General features: G+C 38.1%; 17 protein-coding genes. 14 read left to right on the top strand and 3 right to left on the bottom strand.

Annotated features, from left to right (window positions below; translation table 11 throughout):
- The first annotated feature begins 48 nt into the window (after positions 1 to 48).
- Positions 49 to 498, top strand: coding sequence for an ATP-binding cassette domain-containing protein (locus ACEYX7_RS04460; protein ID WP_374804388.1), 450 nt, complete (start codon positions 49 to 51; stop codon positions 496 to 498).
- Between the two features lie 135 nt (positions 499 to 633).
- Here the strand turns inward: ACEYX7_RS04460 and secA are convergent, their stop codons facing one another.
- Both secA and coaBC read right to left on the bottom strand, forming a co-directional pair.
- On the bottom strand, positions 634 to 3,387 hold the full coding sequence (gene secA, locus ACEYX7_RS04455) for a preprotein translocase subunit SecA (RefSeq protein WP_374806804.1): 2,754 nt from the start codon (positions 3,385 to 3,387) through the stop codon (positions 634 to 636).
- A 195-nt stretch (positions 3,388 to 3,582) separates the two neighbouring features.
- Entirely contained in the window at positions 3,583 to 4,848 is a 1,266-nt protein-coding gene (gene coaBC / locus ACEYX7_RS04450) for a bifunctional phosphopantothenoylcysteine decarboxylase/phosphopantothenate--cysteine ligase CoaBC (RefSeq protein ID WP_374806802.1), read from the bottom strand.
- A 210-nt stretch (positions 4,849 to 5,058) separates the two neighbouring features.
- On the opposite strand from coaBC, the gene ACEYX7_RS04445 reads away from it, so the two are divergent.
- The 11 genes from ACEYX7_RS04445 (at position 5,059) to ACEYX7_RS04395 (ending at position 13,836) form a co-directional block, all read left to right on the top strand.
- Entirely contained in the window at positions 5,059 to 5,949 is an 891-nt protein-coding gene (locus ACEYX7_RS04445) for an MBL fold metallo-hydrolase (RefSeq protein ID WP_374900239.1), read from the top strand.
- A gap of 42 nt (positions 5,950 to 5,991) precedes the next feature.
- Entirely contained in the window at positions 5,992 to 6,525 is a 534-nt protein-coding gene (locus ACEYX7_RS04440) for a rhodanese family protein (protein ID WP_374900238.1), read from the top strand.
- A gap of 30 nt (positions 6,526 to 6,555) precedes the next feature.
- Positions 6,556 to 8,256 (top strand): SulP family inorganic anion transporter, encoded by a 1,701-nt coding sequence (locus ACEYX7_RS04435; RefSeq protein WP_374804397.1) that lies wholly within the window; start codon positions 6,556 to 6,558, stop codon positions 8,254 to 8,256.
- A gap of 269 nt (positions 8,257 to 8,525) precedes the next feature.
- Positions 8,526 to 8,888, top strand: coding sequence for a roadblock/LC7 domain-containing protein (locus tag ACEYX7_RS04430; RefSeq protein ID WP_374804399.1), 363 nt, complete (start codon positions 8,526 to 8,528; stop codon positions 8,886 to 8,888).
- A 55-nt stretch (positions 8,889 to 8,943) separates the two neighbouring features.
- Positions 8,944 to 9,420, top strand: coding sequence for a PAS domain-containing protein (locus ACEYX7_RS04425; protein ID WP_374804401.1), 477 nt, complete (start codon positions 8,944 to 8,946; stop codon positions 9,418 to 9,420).
- 13 nt (positions 9,421 to 9,433) lie between these two features.
- Positions 9,434 to 10,180: a PhnD/SsuA/transferrin family substrate-binding protein gene (locus tag ACEYX7_RS04420; RefSeq protein WP_374804403.1), complete on the top strand. Its 747-nt coding sequence runs from the start codon at positions 9,434 to 9,436 to the stop codon at positions 10,178 to 10,180.
- A 242-nt stretch (positions 10,181 to 10,422) separates the two neighbouring features.
- On the top strand, positions 10,423 to 11,022 hold the full coding sequence (locus ACEYX7_RS04415; protein WP_374806793.1) for a hypothetical protein: 600 nt from the start codon (positions 10,423 to 10,425) through the stop codon (positions 11,020 to 11,022).
- Positions 11,019 to 12,155 (top strand): hypothetical protein, encoded by a 1,137-nt coding sequence (locus ACEYX7_RS04410; RefSeq protein WP_374900237.1) that lies wholly within the window; start codon positions 11,019 to 11,021, stop codon positions 12,153 to 12,155. Before ACEYX7_RS04415 ends, ACEYX7_RS04410 begins: the two co-directional genes overlap by 4 nt.
- 25 nt (positions 12,156 to 12,180) lie before the next feature.
- On the top strand, positions 12,181 to 12,735 hold the full coding sequence (locus tag ACEYX7_RS04405) for a GTP-binding protein (protein WP_374804409.1): 555 nt from the start codon (positions 12,181 to 12,183) through the stop codon (positions 12,733 to 12,735).
- A 41-nt stretch (positions 12,736 to 12,776) separates the two neighbouring features.
- Positions 12,777 to 13,391 carry a hypothetical protein gene (locus tag ACEYX7_RS04400; RefSeq protein WP_374806791.1) on the top strand — a complete coding sequence of 205 codons (615 nt, stop codon included), beginning with the start codon at positions 12,777 to 12,779 and terminating at the stop codon, positions 13,389 to 13,391.
- 127 nt (positions 13,392 to 13,518) lie between these two features.
- Complete coding sequence (locus ACEYX7_RS04395) at positions 13,519 to 13,836, top strand: ArsR/SmtB family transcription factor (protein WP_374804414.1); 318 nt, start codon at positions 13,519 to 13,521, stop codon at positions 13,834 to 13,836.
- Between the two features lie 28 nt (positions 13,837 to 13,864).
- On the opposite strand, the gene ACEYX7_RS04390 is transcribed toward ACEYX7_RS04395, so the two are convergent.
- Entirely contained in the window at positions 13,865 to 14,569 is a 705-nt protein-coding gene (locus tag ACEYX7_RS04390) for a hypothetical protein (RefSeq protein ID WP_374804416.1), read from the bottom strand.
- 144 nt (positions 14,570 to 14,713) lie between these two features.
- Here ACEYX7_RS04390 and ispF point away from each other — a divergent pair, with 144 nt between their 5' ends.
- Positions 14,714 to 15,190, top strand: a complete 477-nt coding sequence (gene ispF, locus ACEYX7_RS04385; RefSeq protein ID WP_374804418.1) for a 2-C-methyl-D-erythritol 2,4-cyclodiphosphate synthase — start codon at positions 14,714 to 14,716, stop codon at positions 15,188 to 15,190.
- Between the two features lie 124 nt (positions 15,191 to 15,314).
- Positions 15,315 to 16,211 (top strand): DMT family transporter, encoded by an 897-nt coding sequence (locus ACEYX7_RS04380; protein ID WP_374804420.1) that lies wholly within the window; start codon positions 15,315 to 15,317, stop codon positions 16,209 to 16,211.
- The last annotated feature ends 16 nt before the right edge of the window (positions 16,212 to 16,227 follow it).

Genomic DNA, 16,227 nt, shown 5'->3' with positions numbered 1-16,227 from the left:
GGCGTTTAGATTGTATTGATACCCTGTTCTTCTATTTTATGTGGATTTGTGCCATTTATTAATTTCTTTTGCTATAGTATTGAAAGTCGCTTTGATATAAATGATATTTATTATCTAAATCAACGCGTAGATATATTTGATATTAGCCTAGAAGAAAACGTAGCTTTAAATAGCAAATGTGATTTAGCTAAGATAAAACAAAGTCTGAACTTATCAGGATTTAGTGATAGCGAAATTGATACACTTAGAGAGAGAAATCTAGGTGAACAAGGTGCAAATATATCGGGTGGTCAAGCCCAAAGAATCGGTATCGCACGAATGATATATCATGATGCCAAAGTGATTATATTAGACGAGCCTACTGCAGGTCTTGATAAAGTGGCAGTGCAAACTTTTATTCACTCTATAAAAGAAGCCGCCAAAAATAGAACTTGTATTATTATCACTCATGATAGCAGATTAAAAGCCATTTCGGACAACACGATATTGCTTGAGTAAAGTAAATAAAACAGAGACTGAATGATTTGGTTATGGCTGATAAAAGACATAATACAGATTTTTCTTTTAACGCAACATTGACAAAAAAGCCTTAACATATTGTTAAGGCTTTTTTTAATACCAAGGCTAATTATATTATAGTTTACCGTGGCATTGCTTGTACTTCAGCCCCGAACCACACGGACATGGTGCGTTACGGCTTTCTGGTGGCTTAATATCAGGATTTTGTGCTGATGGATGGATACCAGAGCGTTTTTGATCCACTTCTGGATTATCTGATGTTTCACCCGTCAAGCCATCAACATTATCATGATCAAATGATAAATGCATTGATTGAGCTTGTTGTAATTGCATCGCTTCCAAAGCTGCCATTTCTTCAGGCGTTGGAATGTTCACCAAAGATAAATCCATCACTACGTCAGAACGAATAGCTGCCAACATAGAGACAAATAAATTATAAGCTTCACGTTTATATTCTTGCTCAGGGTTTTTCTGTGCATAACCACGCAAATGAATACCTTGACGCAAATAATCCATAGCTGCCAAATGGTCTTTCCAATGCTTATCCAAAGCATTCAGCATGTAATAACGCTCCATACCTGCTGCATTGTCTTGCATCTGTACACGACGTTGGCGATAACGCTCTAAGATTTCATCGGTAATACGCTCGACTAAGCCTTCTTCATCCAAACGGCGATTACTCTTCAGCCATTCCGCAATCGGTAACTCGACATTAAACTCAGTCGCAAAGCTCTTTTCCAAACCTGGAATATCCCATTGATCGTGAATCGACTCTGGTGGAATATAAGTAGCAATCAGTGACTTCAATACATCACGATGCATATGCTCAATGCCGTCTTGCAAGCTTTCATGGGACAAAATTTCATCACGCTGACGATAAACGATCTTACGTTGTTCGTTATTGACATCATCGTATTTCAATAGATTCTTACGAATATCAAAGTTGCGTGCTTCAACCTTACGCTGTGCGTTTTCGATGGCATTTGAAACCATTTTATGTTCGATGGCTTCATTCTCTTGCAAGCCCATTGAGCGGAACATATTGGTCATACGCTCACCCGCAAAAATACGCATCAAGTCGTCTTCTAGCGACAAATAAAAACGTGATACACCTGGGTCACCTTGACGACCAGCACGACCACGTAGCTGATTATCGATACGACGTGATTCATGACGTTCTGAACCGATAATATGTAGGCCACCTGACTCTAATACAGCTTTGTTATTGTGATGCCATTCTTGCTCTAAGCGATGCTCATCTTCAGGTGTTGGATTTTCGATATGTGCCAATTTTGCACGCCAGTTCCCCCCAAGTAGAATGTCCGTACCACGACCTGCCATATTGGTTGCAATGGTCACAGCATTCGGACTACCTGCTTGAGCAATAATATCTGCTTCACGTTCGTGCTGTTTTGCGTTTAAAACTTCATGATGGATACCAGCTTGGTTTAATTTTTCTGATAAAATTTCACTGGCTTCAATGGTCGCTGTACCAATCAGAATTGGAGCAACACCATTTTGGCGAACTTCACGAATCTGTTGAATGATCGCATCGTATTTACCGTTACGGGTTAAGAAAATCAAATCGTTTAAGTCTTTACGCACCATCGGGCGGTGTGTTGGAATCAAGACTACATCTAGTCCGTAAATTTCATTCATTTCTGCAGCTTCAGTGTCTGCAGTACCCGTCATACCTGATAATTTGTCGTATAAACGGAAATAGTTTTGGAAAGTAGTGGTTGCCATAGTCTGGTTTTCTGGCTGTACTTCCAAACGCTCTTTGGCTTCAACCGCTTGATGTAAACCTTCAGACCAACGGCGTCCTGGCATGGTACGACCTGTATTTTCATCAACGATGATAATTTCTTCATTACCAGTTTCTGGATTGATACCTACAATATAATGCACATTTTTTTGATATAAGTAATGTGCACGAATTGCAGCTGTCGCATGGTGCAATAAATTTAGATTTGCAACAGAATACAGACTTTCGCCTTCACCCAATAGACCTAACTGCGTCAATTCCTGTTCAATGACTTCAAAGCCTTTTTCAGTAATTTCGACTTGACGTTGTTTTTCATCAATCCAAAAATGACCGCCGTCTGGAACTTTCTCTTCTTTTTGTGGTTTTAATTTTGGTGGAATGCTGTTGATGACTTCATAAAGTTGTGATGAGTCTTCACTTTGACCAGAAATAATCAATGGTGTACGGGCTTCATCGATCAAAATCGAATCGACCTCGTCAATAATGGCATAATTTAGACCACGTTGTTTTTTCTCAGCCCAAGAAAACACCATGTTGTCACGCAGGTAATCAAAACCAAATTCGTTATTGGTACCATAAGTGATGTCCGCTTGGTAAGCACCAACTTTTTCATTTGGTACTTGCATTGAATAGATTGTACCTACCGTTAAACCCAAAAATTCAAATAAAGGGCGGTTTAATTCAGCATCACGCTGTGCCAAATAATCGTTTACAGTGATAACATGAACACCTTTACCGCTCAACGCATTCAGATAGCAGGCAAGCGTACCCATCAAGGTCTTACCTTCACCTGTACGCATCTCAGCAACTTTACCTTCATGCAAAGTGATACCACCAATCAGCTGTACATCATAGTGACGCATACCCATGATACGCTTTGATGCTTCACGGCACACTGCAAATGCTTCAGGCAACATTTTGTCTAATGACTCGCCTTGTTGATAGCGATCTTTAAATTCTTGAGTTTTTGCGGTCAGGGCAGTATCGCTCAAACCAGAAATCGATGCTTCCAGTGCATTGATTTGCTCGACAATTTTTCTCATGCGTTTTAATTCACGCTCATTTTTTGTGCCGAAGATACTACCGACCAGATTTGCCAACATTAGAAAAACTCTCTATTCATTACTTAAAGTTTTGATAAGATTAGACTTTTTCATAAAAACAATCTCAACCCCATCATTAATTAAATTTACTAATGCATATTATTGTAGCACAAAGCACAAACTACAAGGGTAAATACATTTTTTTACATAAACTTTTTTGCTCTACACTATCCTAATACCACATTCTGTAACTGATTATGGCTCATTCATTAATCCCACAATCGCATCAATCAACAAGCCTGCGATGATATGTTTGGACGCTTTGTCTAAATGTTTAGGTTGTTGTTGATACTTTTCAGCAAAAAATACCGTCATGGCATTATCGTCTGATGCAAACCCGATATCACTGCGTGAAACGTCGTTACAGGCGATCATATCTAATTTTTTGCTAATCAACTTTTGCTGGGCGTACTGCTCGACGTTTTGTGTTTCGGCGGCAAAGCCAACCATTAATGGACGTTTTGGTAAATCCGTTAAATGTGCAATCGTGGCAACAATATCGGGATTTTCTGTAAGCTGTAGATTCAAAGCTTTTTCCGCATCGACTGATTTTTTAATCTTCTGATTAGCAACATTTAAAATTCGATAATCCGCCACGGCAGCAGTCGCAATAAACACATCACAGCCTTTTTTGACCATTTTTTCACTGGCATCTAGCATCTCCAATGCGGTCAGAACATTAATCCGTTCTACCCCATCTGGTGTAGGCAAACTGACTGGCCCTGCAATAAGGCTGACTTTTGCCCCTGCTTGCACACAAGCGGTTGCAATCGCAAAGCCCATTTTGCCTGTACTATGATTGGATAAATAACGTACTGGATCAATCGCTTCTCGTGTAGGTCCCGCAGTAATCACCACATGTTTTCCAGCTAATGGTTTTCGTTGATAATTTTTTTCTTTTTGACTGATTTGAAAAAATTCCGCCACTTGTTCAGCAATCTGTTCTGGCTCAAGCATACGCCCTACGCCAATATCACCGCACGCTTGCTCGCCTGCCGTTGGCATGACGATATGTACACCATCTTTTTGTAATTGCTCAAGATTACGCTGTGTGGCTTTGGCTGCCCACATTTGCTGATTCATGGCAGGTGCAAGCCAAACTGGTGCTTTGGTTGCAAGATATAGTGTACTGACTAAATCATCCGCCAAACCTTGGGCAAATTTTGCCATGGTATTTGCCGTAGCAGGGGTCACCAATAACATATCCGCCCAACGTGCCAACTCGATATGTCCCATACCCGCTTCTGCATCAGCATCTAACAAATCACTATGCACTGCATTACCTGACAGAGCCTGAAAAGTCAAAGGCGTAATAAATTGTTGTGCCGAAGCCGTCATCACCACACGCACATCAAAACCATAATCTTTTAGGCGACGTACCAAGATTGCAGATTTATAGGCAGCAATACCGCCTGTTACGACAACAAGAATATGGCGAGCGGATAGATTTGGTTGTGGCATAACAAATTACTCTACAATGAACCAAATATCATGGGTAAAATCACCCATGGTAAAATGGCGTATTTTAACTGATTTTTAGCTATAACATAAGTCGGCATAGCGAACTTAGCATAAAGGTTACAAAAATAACCTTATTTCTAATATTAAATACTTGTAATATTATTTTTATTTTATATAATGAATTTTATAAATTAACTTTGGGGCGATGTTATGATTCATTCAGCACTCACACTTACACAATCACAGATTCAAGCATTTTTTGATGCCGATAGCCATACTTTTAGCTACGTTATTTATGATAAATCGACCAAACACTGTGCCATCATTGATGCAGTGATGGATTTTGACTATGCCAGTGCCAGTTATGATTTTAGTCAAGCGGATGAAATCATTGCATATATTGAGCAAAATCAATTACAAACCCAATGGATACTCGAAACCCATATTCATGCCGATCACCTTTCTGCATCACATTATTTGCAAGAAAAATTAGGCGGTACAACTGCAGTCGGTGAACATATTCATCAAGTACAAAAAGTATTTGGCAATTTATTTAATACCGAGCAATTTATCGATAAAAAATATCAATTTGATCAAACTTTTAGCGATGGCGAAGAATTTATGCTTGGTAGTTTGACTGTAAAAGTATTGCATACCGCAGGGCATACGCCTGCTTGTGTCAGCTATGTGGTGGATGGTGTGGTATTTGTCGGTGATACTTTATTTATGCCGGATTATGGTACGGCACGCTGTGATTTTCCGGGTGGTGATGCAAACACCTTATATCAATCAGTACAAAAACTTTTCGACTTGCCTGATGAAACCAAAGTCCTATTATGCCACGACTACATTCCAGCCGATACGCAACGTGATTTTGCTTTTTTAAGCACCATTGGCGAGCAAAAACAAGCCAATATTCATATTCATCAAGGTGTTGAGCAACAACAATTTGTAGCGATGCGTCAGCAACGTGACCAAACTTTGGCAGTACCAAAATTGATGTTGCCATCCGTGCAAGTCAATATGTTGGTGGGACAATTTCCAATTGCTGAAGACAACGGCACGCAATATCTCAAGATTCCTTTGAATGCAGTGAAATAATCTTTTTTTTAATTTGTCTTATTCATATTTGGAGTAATGACCATGTCTATTCAAACTATTTCTACTCAGGACGCAGTAAAACTGTTACAGCAAGGGCAATCCAAGGCTGTACTGGTCGACATTCGTGGCGATGATGAACACCGCAGAGAACGTATCGATGGGGCGATTTCGCAGCCTTTGGATAAATTAATGTGTAATGCACTAGATGGTAAAGCACAGCACGCAGATACGGTGATTTTTCATTGCAAATCGGGGATGCGTACTGAACAAGCCAAACAAATCCTTGCTGATAAATGCCCAAATCAAACAGTTTATATTTTGCAAAATGGCTTGGATGGTTGGAAAAATGCTGGACAAACTACCCTGCTCGATCACAGTCAGCCGATTGACATCATGCGTCAAGTGCAGATTATTGCAGGAAGTTTAGTTTTGATTGGTGTAATTTTGGGCTTGACAGTCAATAATGCTTTCTTTGGTTTAAGTGCTTTTGTTGGTGCAGGTTTGGCATTTGCAGGTATTACGGGTTTTTGTGGTATGGCAAAACTATTAAAATTTATGCCGTGGAATAAAGCTTAAATTTCACAATTTGAATAGTGAGATAACACAATGCACTGGCAAAAAATCTTTCCGATTTTGACATGGTTACCACAGTATCAACGTCAAGACTTATCGCAAGATATGCAGGCAGGTTTGATTGCCAGTGTTTTGTTATTACCGCAGTCGCTTGCCTATTCTGTGTTGGCAGGTGTACCTGTGCATTTCGGTTTATTGGCGACCATCATCGCTTTATTGGTCTATAGTCTATTTGGTAGCAGTCGTACTTTATCCATCGGACCGATTGCCATTACATCAATTTTGACCTTAAGCATTGCCAAACAATATGCTGTTGTAGGTAGTAGTGATTATTTGATTATCGTTGCCTTACTTGCTTTAAGCTCAGGAATAATGCAAATTATTTTAGGTTTGTTACGCTTTGGTTTTTTAGCAAATCTGATTAGTCAGCCTGTCAATTTAGGCTTCATTCTCGCTTCGGTGATTCTTATTATCAGCAATCAATTGCCGAATATGTTAGGTGTAAATAGCCTTTCCGATGTATTAGCGACTTTAAATGTTAATGCAAATTTCATTATAGGTGTTATTGCTTTTATCTTTTTGCTTTTTATTCGATTTCTGTTAGCTAAATTGAGCAGTAAATTACCATTTTTTAGGCCTATCAGTAATACAATAAAGTTAAAAACCATCATCAAATTTTCGCCTTTACTGTTAATTATTTTTACTACTATCGTGATTGCTTTTTTTGACTTATCTCACGTAAAAGTAATAGGTCAATTGCCAACAGATATTTTTAATTTTGATATGAACGTTTTTAGCAACATTCCGAGTATTTTGGCTCACATAAATATCACTACATTTTTTGCAAATAGCTTGAGTATCAGTATCATTGGTTTTATCAGTGGATTATCTATTGCTCAAGATTTAGCATTTAAAAAAGGTCAAAAAATCCAACCCAATCAAGAACTCATCGCAGTAGGATTAAGTAATGTTGCCACAGGAGTATTACAAACTTTACCTGTAGCAGGTGGTTTTTCCCGCACAATAATCAATGATGATGCAGGTGCGAAAACGCCTTTGGCAGGCGCCTTTACCGCATTCTTTACCATATTGATCATTTTGTTTGCAGGCACATTTTTACAGCATATTGCCGTGGCAGTATTGGCAGCGATTATTATTGTTGCTGTGCTTCCATTAATTGACTTTTTAGCAATCAAAAATATTTTCAAATACCAAAAATCAGATTTAATGACATTGATGCTGACCATCATCATGACACTCACATATTCTTTGCAAATTGGATTATTGTCAGGAGTGATTAGTGCAGTGTTATTTTACATTGCACGCATCGCCAAACCACATACTGCCGTATTAGGAAAATTACCACATAGTGAACATTTTAGAAATATCAAACATTATCAAGTAGAGACCAAAGCAGATCGTATATTTTTTAGAATAGATGAAAACTTATATTTTTTGAACAGTCAATCTTGGCAAGATGCCATTTATCATGCTATTCATCAACAGCCGAATATCAAGCATTTTATATTGGTATGTTCATCCATTAATCAAATTGATTTTACTGCCTCACATCATCTGATGCAAATTCAAAAGCAATTGCAAGACCTCAACATCAAATTTCACTTTTCTGAAGTCAAAGAACCAGTACTTAAACAACTTAAAAAAAATGCATTTTTTGAAAATTTTAATGGTCAAATATTCATCAGTAATTATCAAGCTTGGCAAATGAAATGATAAATTGATCATCGGCTAAATTTATACAACAATTCAAATATTATCGAAAAAATAGATAACCATAATATTTTTATGGTTATTATTCATCAAAATAAACTTGCCATTCATTATTTATCCATTATGATGTCTATTGTGTCAGTGGTATTGTTATATACATTTGTTTTTACATATTTTTATGTGATATAAATCTCATTTGCAAGCACCTTACGCTGCTCAACAGCGTGCACTCTTACATAAGATATATACAACTTTAAGGAGTCTTTTCCACCATGCGTAACGATATGTTGCAACAAATTTTGGAAGATTTGAACAGTTCATCTACTGATGTAGAAGCATCAGCGTTAATTTCTACAGACGGTTTGATGATCGCATCTGCCCTACCTTCAGGTATTGATGAAGACCGTGTTGGTGCAATGTCTGCTGCGCTTTTATCTCTTGGTGATCGTGCTGGTCGTGAATTGTCACGTGGTGAAATTGATCGTGTGATGATCCAAGGACAAAAAGGTTATGTGATTATGACTTCATCTGGTGAAGAAGCTGTGCTTACAGTCATGGCGAAACCAAATGCAAAATTAGGCCTAATTTTCCTTGACATTAAACGTGCTGCCGAAGCGCTTTCAAAACTCATTTAATCACAGATAGTTATTTTACAGTCTAAATTTTCTATCTAAATATTGAGATTTTACTATGTCTAATCTTCCAGATATGCCAAAGCCTGAGGTGATGGCAGAGCAGTATACGCTCCAATTTTTTGATGGTACCAGTCGTGTAGTTTATGATACAGGTATCGAACGCCCTTATCCATGTGGCAAATTAATTGTGTCACGTACTGATTTGAATGGTGTGATTACTCACGCCAATGATGCTTTTGTTGAAATCAGTGGTTATCAACGTGACGAGCTTATTGGACAACAACAATATATTTTACGCCATCCAGACATGCCAAAAGCTGCTTATGCTGACCTATGGAATACTGTAAAAGCAGGTAAAAAATGGCATGGTTATGTCAAAAACTTATGCAAAGATGGTAGCCACTATTGGGTATATGCAACGGTAGTGCCAAACGTTCGTCGTGGTGAGACTGTAGGCTATACTTCAGTACGTCGCCAACCATCTCGCCGTCAGATTGACGCAGCGATTGCACAATATGCAACGATGGCATAAGGAGTAAAATCACATGGCTTATAATTTTTTAATTGCACCCGATTTTGCACCAGAACGTTTTGCAGGTTGGCATTTGCTCAACACGCTATTGCAAAAGCGTATGAATGCTCAGATTCATCTTCTTACACCAGCGTCGCATACTGAACAATGCGAAACCGTTCTGCAAGGTAATGTGTCTGTTATTTATGCTAACCCTTTTGATGCAACAGCGTTGATCCGTGAGCATGGCTATCGTGCCATCGCACGTCCGATTGCAAAACCTGATGAGATGGTGATTGCGTCAGCAAGTGAAGGCACAATCAAACAACTTACAGATCTTAAACCTGAGCACAGTGTTGCGATGGCTGATAACCGTGATGTAAAACTGATCGGTTTGCGTTTGCTGGAAGCAGTAGATTTGACTGAAAATGATTTGCAGTGGAAAACAACTGAGACTTATCAAGCAGCAGCGCGTCAAGTGATTAAAGGCGAAGCAGATGTGGCGTTCTTTCTTGCAGAAGCATTCCATAGCTTAGCAAGATTGACTAAATCACAATTGAACGTTTTGATCGAAAGTCAGTTAAACGACATTAGTCACGTTGTTTTGGTAAAACAAGATTGGGATAAAGCAGATCAATTTGCTGAGATCTTACTCAACCTACACCAAGACAGCGAAGGTGCTGATGCATTGACAGAGCTTGGCTTTGCACAAGGCTTTGAAGTCATGCACGAAGAAGATGCTGAGTTTATGATTGACTTGATGGATACTTTGATTGACTAAAATCATTAAACGTTTCTATCAAGCTTAGTCTTGTCATGAGGGGATAAACCCATACAAGCACTTGCTTATCGCAAGATCCATGTTTTGTGGGCTTATCTCTTCAAGTTCAGCGTAAATAATAATTTATTTCTAAATTTTATCTTATGTCTATACCAATAAGTAATACTCACAGTCAAGATGATTTAAGAAAACGATTTCGCTTATACTCACGAAAGGTGTTGCAGCATCCCCAGCATTTAGCCATGCATCAACAGCGTATTGATGTTGCATTGCAACTGAATGAGAAAGAACCATTACAAGGTGCTTTTGCAGACTTCTTTTTCGCTTTTCAAAAAGATTTACCGATTATTACTTTGGACTGGTTAGCACAAGCCAAAAACCATTTACAATCTTATGTCTATCATCATTTTCAAAATGAATATCAAACATGGCAAGAAAAAACCAAGACTTCAAATACTGTAGCTGAAAAAAGCTACTTCAGTAGCAGCTTTTCCACACGCTGGAGTGTGTTGGTCAGCCCATCCATGGCGGTAGCCAAACATCAACTACGCAGTAGCCGAGATGGTGCAAATTTTTTGGCAACGCAATTGGTAGACAATTTAATAGAGGCACGATTACAGCAACAAGATGCATTAATTATTGAGCTACAATATGAATTTTTTCAACATTGCTTGGTATGCAACGACCGTATGGCGTTCTTACAAGCATGGTTAAAGCTTTCACAACAAGACTGGCAATTTGATGCCTATTGGAATGCGTGTTCTACACGCTTAAATCAGCAAAAAGACATTCATTTTAATGATTTTATTCAACTTTCTTCTAAACTAAAAGGTGCCGAATGAACATTGTATTAGTCGGATTTTCAGAAAAAGATGCTCACGCCATTAGTATACTCTCCTATATGATCTCTAAAGAGATCACTTCTCATCATCTCAATTTGGCTGATGAAACCAATCCTTGGAATATTTTTGAATCTACAAACTTTGATACCGCAATTTTATTTGTTGATAGTTTACAGCACAATCAAGAGTGGAAACGCAATGTTGCACATTATATCAGCGAAAAGCCTGTGCTATTGGTTTCACGTTATCTAGAAGACTTACAACAAGATATGTGGGGTAATATGGATGCAAGATCTTATATTCAATATCCATATACGCTTCAAATGATGTCAGAACCATTAACCAAATTATACACCATGTATCAAGAGGGTACATTGAGCAATGGTAAGTCACATTTTGCACAAGATTTAGAGTTTTCATCTACAGATGCAGATCATGGGTCAGATATCAACTTACCTACTCATCATAATTGTCAACTTATTCAACAATATTATCCTGCTCTCGCACAGCAAAGTTGGTGTCAATATTTCTTTTTTTCTCGTCAAGAAAGCATAGAGTTTAATATCGGTCCTTATCAGTTTATTTTCAATGCTGATGAAAAAAGTGCCACTTGTTTGCGTACGCTATCTTGGACTTTGGACTATATCCGTGTCGGCTACGATGATAATCTGAGAATCGAAGTTTTTCATAAAATATTAGAAAGTAATCAGGCTTTCTTAACCGCAGAACAAATGATTGCAGCTGGTGCTAGCAAAACTTCTTTGGCAATGACCTTATGGCAGCTCGCTTTCGCATTGAGTGAAAAAGTCACTACGCCTTTAGACAAGACATTGAGTTTCAAAGTTTTTGCCACACCAAATTTACGAGAATTGGCACAACCTGAGCCACATCTACATAGCATATTTTCTGCATGCTTGATGCAATCACGAAATCTAGAGCAATTGAGCACACTTTTCCCAAATATTTCCCCTGAACTTTTACAACGTATTATGTTGTCAGCGGTGGTCGCTAACATCGCAACTTTTGAAGAGCCGAAAAGCAACGTTGAGCAAGTCAATCGTAATAAAGGTATCCAGCAAGCCAATAAGACTGGATTCCTACAACGTTTGTTACGCAAAATCGGTTTAAATTAATTGTTTTTTTAAAAGGAAAATCATCATGTCAAAACATACTGAAAGCAGCCCAATGTCAGCTAGCTATAAAATTATTATTGCAGGTCCAGTAGGTGTAGGAAAAACAGAAGCGATACGCTCATTATCAGATAAAGAGATCGTAAGTACTGAAGCACTAGCTTCAGACGAAGTCAAATTCATGAAAAAGACCACTACCGTTGCGATGGACTACGGCATCATGAAGCTGGATAACGGTGAGCAAGTGCGTCTATACGGTACGCCAGGTCAGAAGCGTTTTGACTTTATGTGGGAAATTTTAAGTGAAAATGCCTTGGGCTTAATTTTGTTAATCAATGCTGAAAATCCTGATCCTGTCAAAGATTTAGAAGAATACCTGCATAGTTTTATTCCTTTGGTGCAAAGTAGTGCTTTAGTTGTGGGTGTGACACACGCCGAAAACATGCCTTGGGATCTACAGCAAAAATTGTCTGACTACTTGATGCAAAATGATTTGCCAGCCAATGTCGTTACGGTGGATGCACGTAGCCGTGAGCACATGCAAGGTTTGGTTTCTTCTTTGATTTTTGCAATCAGTGGTTAATTCTTTTAATGGATAGCTCAGTTTAATTCACGAGAAATATCATGGTAAATCAGTCATCTACTTCTAATTTATATGTGATGCTTACGCCAGCAGGTGTATTAGAGGCCTTCTCTTCTGCTGAGCCTACTGAAATGCAATTGGCTTTGCAGGCGGTCATTTCGGAACGCACAAGTATGAGTGTAGAACTTTGGGTACGACAGTTTTCAACTCAAAGCCTAGAACACGCAATGCATCAACATTGGATTGAATGTATTGAGAGTTATTCATCGGCACCTGATTTACCATTAGATGATTTTTTACCTCATGTAGTCTCTAGCCTTTCTGGGCAACGTAAAGCCGCAATCGCTTCGGCAGAAGGTTTTTGCCTTGCCCATATTGGCTATAGTCAAGAAGATGCAGAAATGCTTTGTGTTGCAGCAGGTGATTTTGCCAGCTTTTTGCAACGTCAGCAACAACGTGGTTGGCATACCACTGCAAAAGCAATTTCGTTCTTTGAGCAAGTCGATTTGGTGATGCCAAGCACCAGTTTGGTGCTACTTTGGATTGATGGGCAAGGTTATATTTTAATCTTAGACAGTGAGCCATTAATCAATAGCAGAGCTTTTGTAGAGCTGATTTGGGCGATCAAAACCTCTGGATTGCGTTTCCAAGTTTGAGTTGCTTAATAAATACCTAAAAAACTTAAGGACTAAGGCTTTTTCGCCTAAAAAGCTTGACCTTTATGTAAATGATTATTAATATTTTATGCATTATAAAATGCAGCATTAGGTGCAAACTAGTATTATGCAAAGCGTCTTACCTGAACAATTTTCTGAAAAATGCGGTGAAGCAACCGATTTCCTTAAGCTTCTTGCCAATCCAAATCGTCTCGCTGTGTTATGTACTTTGTTACAAGCACCGACCAATGTCACAGACTTGGCAAAAAGCACAGGTCTTCCTCAAGCAGCAATGTCTAGTCAATTGGCAATCTTGCGTGAAGCAAAACTTATCCACTGCGAAATCAATCATCGTGAAAGAATTTACAGTATCAGTGATCCACGTGTGGAAGAAATGGTCGGCTTACTACATAAATTTTTCTGCGAACCACAACAAGACACCTGATTAGATTATATTGATGACTTTGGTCTTGTTAATCGTATAATTTGTACAATCCAACAAAGTGTTGGCAACTTTTCTTTTTGGAAGTAGTATCGATTTGTAGTGCATATTTCATGCGTTTTATCTGATATTGGCACTGCGTATCTAAGTCAGTAATTTTTTCTAACTGATTTATAGAACTATAAGCACGCAAACTGATATTTTGCTTTAAATCCTGCTGTGGATTCTGCAATTTAATTGCTTCAATTTTAATACGATTTTTTTCTAATTGCTGTAACTGTAAATGGACATCATGTTCACCTACCAAAAAGTAGTGCTGATTCAAACTGTGATTCATACTTATTGTATTTAATAATTCTGTTTGACGTGATTCAAAATGCTGTTTTAAGCAAGATGCTTTATTGCATGCCATCACATAGTTTTTCCACAGCTGATGATGCTGATTAATTAACTGCAATGGTGCATTAGAAATCAATTGCGTCGCCAAAAAAGTATCCTGCAATTTGAGATATTGATTCATCAAATCAGTATTCGGCTTTGCATTGCTGTCTTTGTTGGAATTGAGGTAATGATTACAGATATTTTCTAACAGTTTATCTTTATAGACTGTACCAGATGCTTGACAAAAATTTGATGTATTTTGAGCAAAAGCAGTTTGAGACAATAGTACAACTACAGCGAATAAAAAACTCACTGCAATGAAGTAGAATTGTGATGTCATTAATGCTCTGTTCATAGTCATTTAATCAAATAAAATATTGCTTTTTCAAGCGTCAAGGCATACATTAACCTGAATGAGATAGATTTTACTATATCGTAGATACACCTTAATAGAGGTATTTTACGATTTTTTTTATTTTATATACGTTGTGGGTTGGAAATGCTACGAATTGGTCAAGGTTTGGATGTACATGCTTTTGAAGCAGGCGATTTTGTTACTTTAGCTGGATTAAAAATTCCGCATACGCACGGTCTGAAAGCACATTCTGATGGCGATGTCGTTCTACATGCCTTGAGTGATGCTTTGCTTGGTGCATTGGCTTTAGGTGATATCGGTCAGCATTTTCCTGACACCGATCCTGATTATAAAAATGTAGATAGTCGTGTTTTACTCAGACAAGTTTATGCACTGATTCAACAAACAGGCTATCAATTGGTCAATGCTGATATTACCGTTGCGTGCGAATATCCAAAACTTGCCAAACATAATCTTGCAATGCGTCAAAATATCGCAGATGACTTAGCAACCAGTATCGATAATATCAGTGTCAAAGCCACCACAACTGAAAAACTTGGTTTTACTGGGCGTCAAGAAGGTATTTTCTCATCAGCCGTTGTATTGCTGAGTAAGATTTGATTTAAGTCTGTTTGATGCAAGCATGACTTAGCGTAGCAAGATGTTAAAATGGATTAACGCGATATCGCGTTAATCCATCTTGATTTGAAAGTATAATATTTCGTATTTAGATTAGGAAGAATTGATGATCAATCAACATACAGGGCTGTATATCAAACAAATTGCCGTTGCAATGATGTGGGGCGGTACTTTTGTGGCAGGGAGAATATTGTCTCAAGAGCTTCCCCCATTATTATCTGCAGTATTACGTTTTAGTTTAGCATCATTTTTACTGGTATTATTGGTGTTTTATACCCATAAGAAATGGGTATTTGTATCTAAAAAGTCTTTGTTAATTACTGCGTTGATGGGATTGACAGGTATCTTTGCCTACAATTTATTTTTTTTCTCAGCACTTGCCAAGATTGAAGCAGGACATACTGCATTATTTGTAAGCCTCTCGCCTATCCTAACCGTACTTTTTGCACAGTTCTTATTTAATGAAAAATTAAAATGGCTGAACTATATCGGTGTCGCATTGGCATTCTTTGGCACGTTTATCGTGGTCACACGTGGTGATTTTGCCACACCATTGATGCAAAGTATTGGTTTGGGTGAATTATTTATGTGTGGAGCGGTATTAAGCTGGGTGTGTTATACCCTACTCAATCGCAAAAATACTGAGCTTACACCACTACTTACCATCACATATGCTTCATTATGGGGTACGCTATTTCTATGGTTAAATACTTTTCTTCATCTAGAAATTATGCATTTTAAACAAATTCCTTTACCACAAATGATGGCATTGTTCTATGTCGGTGCATTGGGTACAGTATTAAGCTTTATTTGGTATGCACAAGGTATTGCCCAATTGGGTGCGTCAAAGACGGTGGTATTTACCAATTTAGTGCCTGTTTTTGCTGTTTTATTGTCATATTTGATTTTGGATGAAAAAATCAGTTGGTCGATGTTAGTTGGTGGTGTACTTATCTTTTCAGGAATTTATCTCACCAATAAAAAATTTAATAAACCAACTTAGTAACGTACTTTGATAA

Origin of the sequence: Hubeiibacter jixunmingi (assembly GCF_041928215.1) — a bacterium.
Classification (GTDB): Bacteria; Pseudomonadota; Gammaproteobacteria; order Pseudomonadales; family Moraxellaceae; genus Acinetobacter.
This window is presented reverse-complemented; position numbering and strand designations above follow the sequence as displayed.

Coding starts and splice junctions, on each gene's coding strand:
- secA (WP_374806804.1), bottom strand. CDS start 3,387: ATGTTGGCAAATCTGGTCGGTAGTATCTTCGGCACAAAAAATGAGCGT.
- coaBC (WP_374806802.1), bottom strand. CDS start 4,848: ATGCCACAACCAAATCTATCCGCTCGCCATATTCTTGTTGTCGTAACA.
- ACEYX7_RS04445 (WP_374900239.1), top strand. CDS start 5,059: ATGATTCATTCAGCACTCACACTTACACAATCACAGATTCAAGCATTT.
- ACEYX7_RS04440 (WP_374900238.1), top strand. CDS start 5,992: ATGTCTATTCAAACTATTTCTACTCAGGACGCAGTAAAACTGTTACAG.
- ACEYX7_RS04435 (WP_374804397.1), top strand. CDS start 6,556: ATGCACTGGCAAAAAATCTTTCCGATTTTGACATGGTTACCACAGTAT.
- ACEYX7_RS04430 (WP_374804399.1), top strand. CDS start 8,526: ATGCGTAACGATATGTTGCAACAAATTTTGGAAGATTTGAACAGTTCA.
- ACEYX7_RS04425 (WP_374804401.1), top strand. CDS start 8,944: ATGTCTAATCTTCCAGATATGCCAAAGCCTGAGGTGATGGCAGAGCAG.
- ACEYX7_RS04420 (WP_374804403.1), top strand. CDS start 9,434: ATGGCTTATAATTTTTTAATTGCACCCGATTTTGCACCAGAACGTTTT.
- ACEYX7_RS04415 (WP_374806793.1), top strand. CDS start 10,423: ATGCATCAACAGCGTATTGATGTTGCATTGCAACTGAATGAGAAAGAA.
- ACEYX7_RS04410 (WP_374900237.1), top strand. CDS start 11,019: ATGAACATTGTATTAGTCGGATTTTCAGAAAAAGATGCTCACGCCATT.
- ACEYX7_RS04405 (WP_374804409.1), top strand. CDS start 12,181: ATGTCAAAACATACTGAAAGCAGCCCAATGTCAGCTAGCTATAAAATT.
- ACEYX7_RS04400 (WP_374806791.1), top strand. CDS start 12,777: ATGGTAAATCAGTCATCTACTTCTAATTTATATGTGATGCTTACGCCA.
- ACEYX7_RS04395 (WP_374804414.1), top strand. CDS start 13,519: ATGCAAAGCGTCTTACCTGAACAATTTTCTGAAAAATGCGGTGAAGCA.
- ACEYX7_RS04390 (WP_374804416.1), bottom strand. CDS start 14,569: ATGAACAGAGCATTAATGACATCACAATTCTACTTCATTGCAGTGAGT.
- ispF (WP_374804418.1), top strand. CDS start 14,714: ATGCTACGAATTGGTCAAGGTTTGGATGTACATGCTTTTGAAGCAGGC.
- ACEYX7_RS04380 (WP_374804420.1), top strand. CDS start 15,315: ATGATCAATCAACATACAGGGCTGTATATCAAACAAATTGCCGTTGCA.